This window comes from Shinella sp. M27, from assembly GCF_049199905.1.
Classification (GTDB): Bacteria; Pseudomonadota; Alphaproteobacteria; order Rhizobiales; family Rhizobiaceae; genus Shinella.
Genome location: NZ_JBLZPK010000056.1, coordinates 1 through 5,699, shown reverse-complemented (window position 1 = coordinate 5,699; position 5,699 = coordinate 1). Strand labels below are relative to the sequence as shown.

At 61.7% G+C, this 5,699-nt stretch carries 6 protein-coding genes; 4 read left to right on the top strand and 2 right to left on the bottom strand.

Features of this window, described 5'->3' with window-relative positions:
* The coding region (locus ACOZK4_RS19950; protein WP_421593309.1) for an Lrp/AsnC family transcriptional regulator at positions 1–147 on the bottom strand (147 nt) is incomplete at its 3' end.
* Positions 148–176: 29 nt separating this feature from the next.
* Positions 177–779 (bottom strand): amino acid synthesis family protein, encoded by a 603-nt coding sequence (locus ACOZK4_RS19945; protein WP_421593401.1) that lies wholly within the window; start codon positions 777–779, stop codon positions 177–179.
* 166 nt (positions 780–945) lie between these two features.
* Here ACOZK4_RS19945 and ACOZK4_RS19940 point away from each other — a divergent pair, with 166 nt between their 5' ends.
* From ACOZK4_RS19940 to ACOZK4_RS19925, 4 genes are all read left to right on the top strand, one after another.
* A complete protein-coding gene (locus ACOZK4_RS19940) occupies positions 946–2,751 on the top strand; it encodes a helix-turn-helix domain-containing protein (protein WP_421593402.1) in 1,806 nt (601 codons plus the stop codon).
* 132 nt (positions 2,752–2,883) lie between these two features.
* Positions 2,884–3,876 carry a flavin reductase gene (locus ACOZK4_RS19935; RefSeq protein ID WP_421593400.1) on the top strand — a complete coding sequence of 331 codons (993 nt, stop codon included), beginning with the start codon at positions 2,884–2,886 and terminating at the stop codon, positions 3,874–3,876.
* Position 3,877: 1 nt separating this feature from the next.
* Positions 3,878–5,392: an aldehyde dehydrogenase gene (locus ACOZK4_RS19930; protein WP_421593399.1), complete on the top strand. Its 1,515-nt coding sequence runs from the start codon at positions 3,878–3,880 to the stop codon at positions 5,390–5,392.
* A gap of 22 nt (positions 5,393–5,414) precedes the next feature.
* Positions 5,415–5,699: LLM class flavin-dependent oxidoreductase (locus tag ACOZK4_RS19925; RefSeq protein ID WP_421593398.1), on the top strand; the 285-nt coding region annotated here is incomplete at its 3' end.

Sequence of the window (5,699 nt, the reverse complement as noted above, 5' to 3'; positions counted from 1 at the left end):
AACGATACCCGCCTTCTCCAGCTTGCGCAGCCTGAGCCAGCAGGGGGTAGGGGAAAGGCCCGCCTTTTCCGCCAGCGCCAGCTTGGTGATGCGCCCGTTCTCCTGGATGGCTTCCAGGATGCGCAGGTCGATGGCGTCGATCTTCATGGGACTAACGGGGGCAGCTGAGCACCGGTTCAGGACTTGTCAGCACCCGCGGCAATCTCGGCCTCCATCTCGGCAATATCCTGGAACCGGTCTGCGATGCGGGCGTGTGGGCGCCCACCATCGGCCGCAGCAATCGCAACGACGATCTCGTCGGGATGTGGCGCATCTGCGATCTGGAAGTTGGCCGTCAGGAAATGGGAGCGCTTGCCCGTCTCGCTCTTGTGCATCATCGGCAAGGAGAGCAGTGCGCCAGGCGCGTTCCGTGTATTGGCAAATTCGAGGTAGTTCGTGCCTCCGATCGCGTTGCGGAACGGATTACCGAAGCGAAGGGTATGGATCATCGCCGAGGCATGTTCGATTTCTCCGTTGACGCCGACGGCTGCGGCCTTGCCGCAGGCCTCGATCGTGTCGGCCGGCATCTGCGCAAGAAGCCGTCGCGTCATCTCCGCACTGAGCGGGCCGGCAATACGGATGATCTCGGGACGCAGGTTCTCTACAAAGCCTTTGCCAGCCCAAGGGTTTTCTATGATGGCGGCCACGACGACAATATTGACGGGGCGCGACACGGCCTTGCCACCCTCGATGTGGGTTTCTTCCAGGAAAGTGCAGATCTTTCGGATGCCGTGCGCCATGTCGTTTTCACCGTCTCTTTAAATGTCTTCCCAAACTAGCCTGGCACGACGTCCGGTCTTCCTATTGATCGAAGGAAATGTGCGGGAGCGATTGCTTCGAAAACAAGTAGCTTTCAGGGGCGTGTCGCCGCATTATCGTGCCCCTATGACGGGGGTGTGTGGCGCGTTGGACCAGAAATCACGGATACTTTCGCTTCGCGACGTCGCAAGCCAGATCAACAGTGGCGGTGACCTCGCAACGGTGCTGCACCATCTGATCGCGGCTGCCTGCCGGCATGCCAACTGGGCGCTCGGCTCGATCATGAGCATCGACGCGGCACACGGCTATGCCTATGTCATTGTTCGGCATGACCCAACGCTCATCCATCGTGAATTGCCCGACCGATGGGAGCTCGCGAACAGTCCGTCGCTGATCGCACTTCAGCGCAACGAGCACGTCTACATCCGTGATGCGCGCGAAAGCACGGAATTCCCAGGTTACCGCAAGGAGGCCTTCGAGCGTGACTACCGCACCGTGCTGGTCATGCCGATGGACTGCGCCGATGCGGAAGGCCGTCCGATGGTGCTGAGCGTAATAGCCCGCACCGTGACGGAGGTGACGGAGGACGATCTTGCGTTTCTTGGAACCATCATCCATCTCGGAGCGATTGCTGTCGAAAAACAGCACCGTCTGGCGGCCGAAAAACGCGCGGCGGAACGGCTGGACCGGGCGCTGACCGCACATACATCGCTGTTGGAAAACGTGTTGAGCGACGGATCGGTATCCTCGCTTGCGGCGATGGTGGGGCGACTTCTTCCCAATCCGCTGGTCGTGGTGGATTTCACAGTCAACCAGGTGATTGCCGGCCGCTCGCCATTACCGGCGGATTTCGACGATGCCGCATGGCAGATGGCCGCGCCGACGGTCTTTGCACGGGTTCTCATCCGGTCGGCGCGGGACGCGGTCGAGCGCGGCAGAACGGAAACGGCGCCAATTTTTCTCGAGGATGGAACACGACGGCTGCGGGTTTCCGCTCGCATAGAGCCCCTGACGGTGGACCGCCAACTTGTTGGCGCGCTTATCATCTTCTCTTCGGCTGCAATCGAGGGCGAACTGGACCAGTTGATGCTCGATAGCGCCAAGTTTGCGCTCAGTGTCCAGATGATGCGCAGCTTCCTGCGCTTCCGGTTCGAAACCCGCACGCAGAGCGAACTCTTTTTCGAGATCGTCGAGCGACGCTGGCGCGATGCTGCCGATATTGGCCAGCGCGCTGCACGGTTCGGTCTCGATCTTTCCTTGCCGCAGCAGATGGTCGTCGTCGATTTTCCAGAGCGCGCCAAGGCATTTGGCGGCGGATCCGTCGATGTGGAGCACACGCTTTCGCGCATCCTGCAGCAAGCCTCTGTCGAAGCCGGGCTGGTCGCCATAGATGGCGGCGTCGTCTGCCTCATGCAGCATGACGCAAGCCATAGGCAGGAGCGCACGACAAAACTCATGCGCCGCATGGCCGAGGAACTTGGCCGCTATCTCGGCGAGGCGCCGGTCGTGGTCGCCAGCAATCGTTGCAGCGGTCTTGATGACTATGCCGTAGCCTGGGAGCGGTGCAGCCGGATGATCCGCATCGGACGCTCTTTCGGGTTGACGGGCGCGCTTTCCACGCAGGACTTCGGTCCGTTGCCCATGCTGGTCTCCGCTGCGGATGTCGGTGATGTGCGAAGCTTCGTGCGCGACAGCGTCGGGGCGATTGCCCAGCATGATCGGGAAAACGGCACGCCCTATCTGGAGACGCTTTCCGTCTATCTGGAGGAGGGGTGCCGCAGCCAGGCTTGCGCCGACCGGCTTAGCCTGCACGTCACGACGCTGCGCTACAGGATGGCGCGTATCCAGGAACTCTTCGGTATCGATGTGGAAACGCCGGAGCGGCGTTTCTCCGTGGAGCTTGCCCTCAGGCTCTACAGCGTCATCGACAATCATGCGTTCGCAGAACGCTGACAGATTTTCGTCGAAGGTCGTCTCCTTCGGATCACAGTATAACTCCTCCATCATCTCCTCCGTTCAGCAGGAAGAAGCATCCGCCCGCGCCGGATAGCTTGCTGTCAATGAACCGAGGAGGAGAACCAGGGCATGGCCGATCATGCGGCAACAAAGGGCGCACCGATCGATCCCATTGCGTTGCGCCGTGCGTTCGGCACGTTTGTAACGGGGGTCACTGTCATCACCACCCGCGAGCCTGACGGTACACCGCGCGGGATGACGGCGAACTCCTTTACCTCCGTCTCGCTCGATCCGCCGCTACTGCTGGTTTGCGTAGCAAAGTCCGCCGCGAGCTTTGCAGCCTTTACCGCAGCGGACTGTTTTGCGGTCAATATCCTGCATGAGGGCCAGGTCGATGTTTCCGCGACCTTCGCTTCCAAGTCTCCCGACAAGTTCCAGTCGGTTCATCATGACGAGGTGCACACCGGCGCGCCGGTCCTGACGGACAGCCTCACTTGGTTCGATTGCAGCCTCTATAATTCGATCGATGCAGGCGACCACGCCATTCTTATCGGTCAGGTGCAGGCTTTCGGCACCAGCCCGACGGCGCCACTCGGTTTCTGCCGTGGCCGCTATGCCAGCGTCAAGGATCCGTTGCCCAACGGCTGGCTCGCCTCGCATGGCATGATTATCGGCTATCTCGTCGAGGCTGGCGAGCGGCTTCTGCTTCGCGCGGATGGCAAGGGCGGCTGGGTGCTGCCCTCGGCACGCCGGCGCAAGGCCGACAGCCAGTTGGTACTGGATGCCGGCGACGCGCTGCGGCTGATGCCGGAAGAGACCTTCCTCTATTCCGTTTTCGATGTCGCTGACAGCGATCCAGGCTATCTCGTCTACCGTGCCCGGCTTGCGGGCGAGAGCGCCGATATCGCCCTGCCGGAGAGCCTGAGGTTCTTCCCGGTCGAGGATCTTCCCTACGACACGATCGCCACGCACGAACTGCGTTCCATGTTGCGCCGGTATGTCCAAGAACGGCAGGCGGGCCGCTTCGGGATCTACATGGATTCCGACGATGGCGGCCGTGTCGCAATGATCGACGGGCAAGCCCGTACGTGGCTCCAGGCCTCCCAAGACCAAGGACAATGACATGAAGACGACCATCAGCACCATCGAAGGCTCGCGCCAGCACCTGTTCATAGGCGGGCAGTTCATCGGGCCGAAGAACGGCAACTATATCGAGAGCTTTGATCCGACGACCGGTCATGCATGGTATGAATTTGCCGAAGCCGACGCTGATGATGTGGAGGCAGCGGTCGCCGCAGCCACGGCGGCTTTCCGCAATCCCGAATGGCGCCGCATGACGCAGACCGACCGCGGCGCGCTGATGCGGCGTCTTGCCGAACTCGTCCGCGTAAATGCCGATACGCTGGCAGAGATCGAGACCCGTGACAACGGCAAGCTGCTCAAGGAAACGCGCGCCCAGATGCGTGCCATGCCCGACAGCTATCACTATTTCGCCGGCATGGCCGACAAGCTGCAGGGCGACACGATCCCGATCAACCGGCTCGACACGTTGAACCTCAATCTGCGCGAACCGCTCGGTGTCGTCGGCATGATCACGCCCTGGAATTCGCCGTTGATGCTGCTCACCGGCACATTGGCGCCGTGCCTGGCGATCGGCAATACCGTCGTTATCAAGCCGTCCGAGCATGCCACGGCCTCGACGTTGGCGCTTGCCGAACTCATCCACGAAGCTGGCTTTCCGGCCGGTGTCGTCAACGTCGTTACTGGGACCGGAAAGAGCGCTGGTGAGGCTTTGACCCGTCATTCCGGAATTGCAAAATTTGTCTTCACCGGCAGCACGGCGACCGGTCGGCGGATCGCCGGCAACGCGGCGCAGAATCTGGTGTCCTGCTCCATGGAGCTTGGCGGCAAGTCGCCGCACGTGGTCTTCGGCGACGTCGATATCGAGCATGCGGTGAACGGCGTCGTTTCCGGCGTCTTCGCAGCGGCGGGCCAGACCTGCGTTGCCGGCTCGCGCTGCTTCGTCGAGGAGAGCGCCTACGATCGGTTCGTCGAGGCCCTCGTCGCCCGCACGCAACGCATCCGCGTCGGTCTGCCGACGGTGGACGATACGGATATCGGGCCGCTTGCGCTCGCCGATCAGCTTTCCAAGGTCGAATCCTACGTCGCCTCGGGCGTCAAGGAAGGTGCGAAAGTCGCCGTTGGCGGGGGGCGGCCGCAGAAGGCAGGGCTTGCGCCGGGAGGCTGGTATTTCGAGCCGACCGTCATGGTCGATGTCCAGAACGACATGACCTTCATGCGCGACGAGCTTTTCGGCCCGGTGGTCGGCGTCATGCCGTTCCGCGACGAGGAGGAGATGATCACGCTCGCCAACGACACGCGCTATGGCCTCGCCTCCGGCATCTGGACGAAGGATATCGACCGGGCGCTGCGTTTCGCCAACCGCATCGAGGCGGGCACGGTCTGGATCAACACCTATCGCTCGGCCTCCTTCATGTCCGCAAATGGGGGTTTCAAGGAGAGCGGTTACGGCCGGCGCGGTGGGTTCGAGGTGATGTACGAGTTCTCGCGCCTGAAGAACGTCATCATCGACTATTCGGGCGCCATGCAGGACCCCTTCGTCATTCGTCTCAAGTAACTGGCATCGAAAGGCAGAACCCATGAAGTTCGCAGTTTCGCTCACGATGGAACGCTTCACGCCGGGCGTGTCCATGGAAACGGTGAAGAGCAATCTTCTGACGCTGGCCCGCATGGCGGACGAAGGCGGCTTCGAAATGCTCTGGACGGCCGAGCACCACACGCTGGAATGCACCATCTCGCCGAACCCCTTTCAAACCCTCGTCTGGTTGGCGCAACACACGCAGAATATCCGGCTCGGCACCTCGACGCTGGTCGCACCCTACTGGAACCCGATCCGTCTCGCCGGCGAATCCGCGCTATGTGAT

Bases quoted from the DNA above. Each gene is read 5' to 3' on its own strand.
- ACOZK4_RS19935 (WP_421593400.1), top strand. From the start codon at position 2,884: ATGGCCGATCATGCGGCAACAAAGGGCGCACCGATCGATCCCATTGCG.
- ACOZK4_RS19930 (WP_421593399.1), top strand. From the start codon at position 3,878: ATGAAGACGACCATCAGCACCATCGAAGGCTCGCGCCAGCACCTGTTC.
- ACOZK4_RS19945 (WP_421593401.1), bottom strand. From the start codon at position 779: ATGGCGCACGGCATCCGAAAGATCTGCACTTTCCTGGAAGAAACCCAC.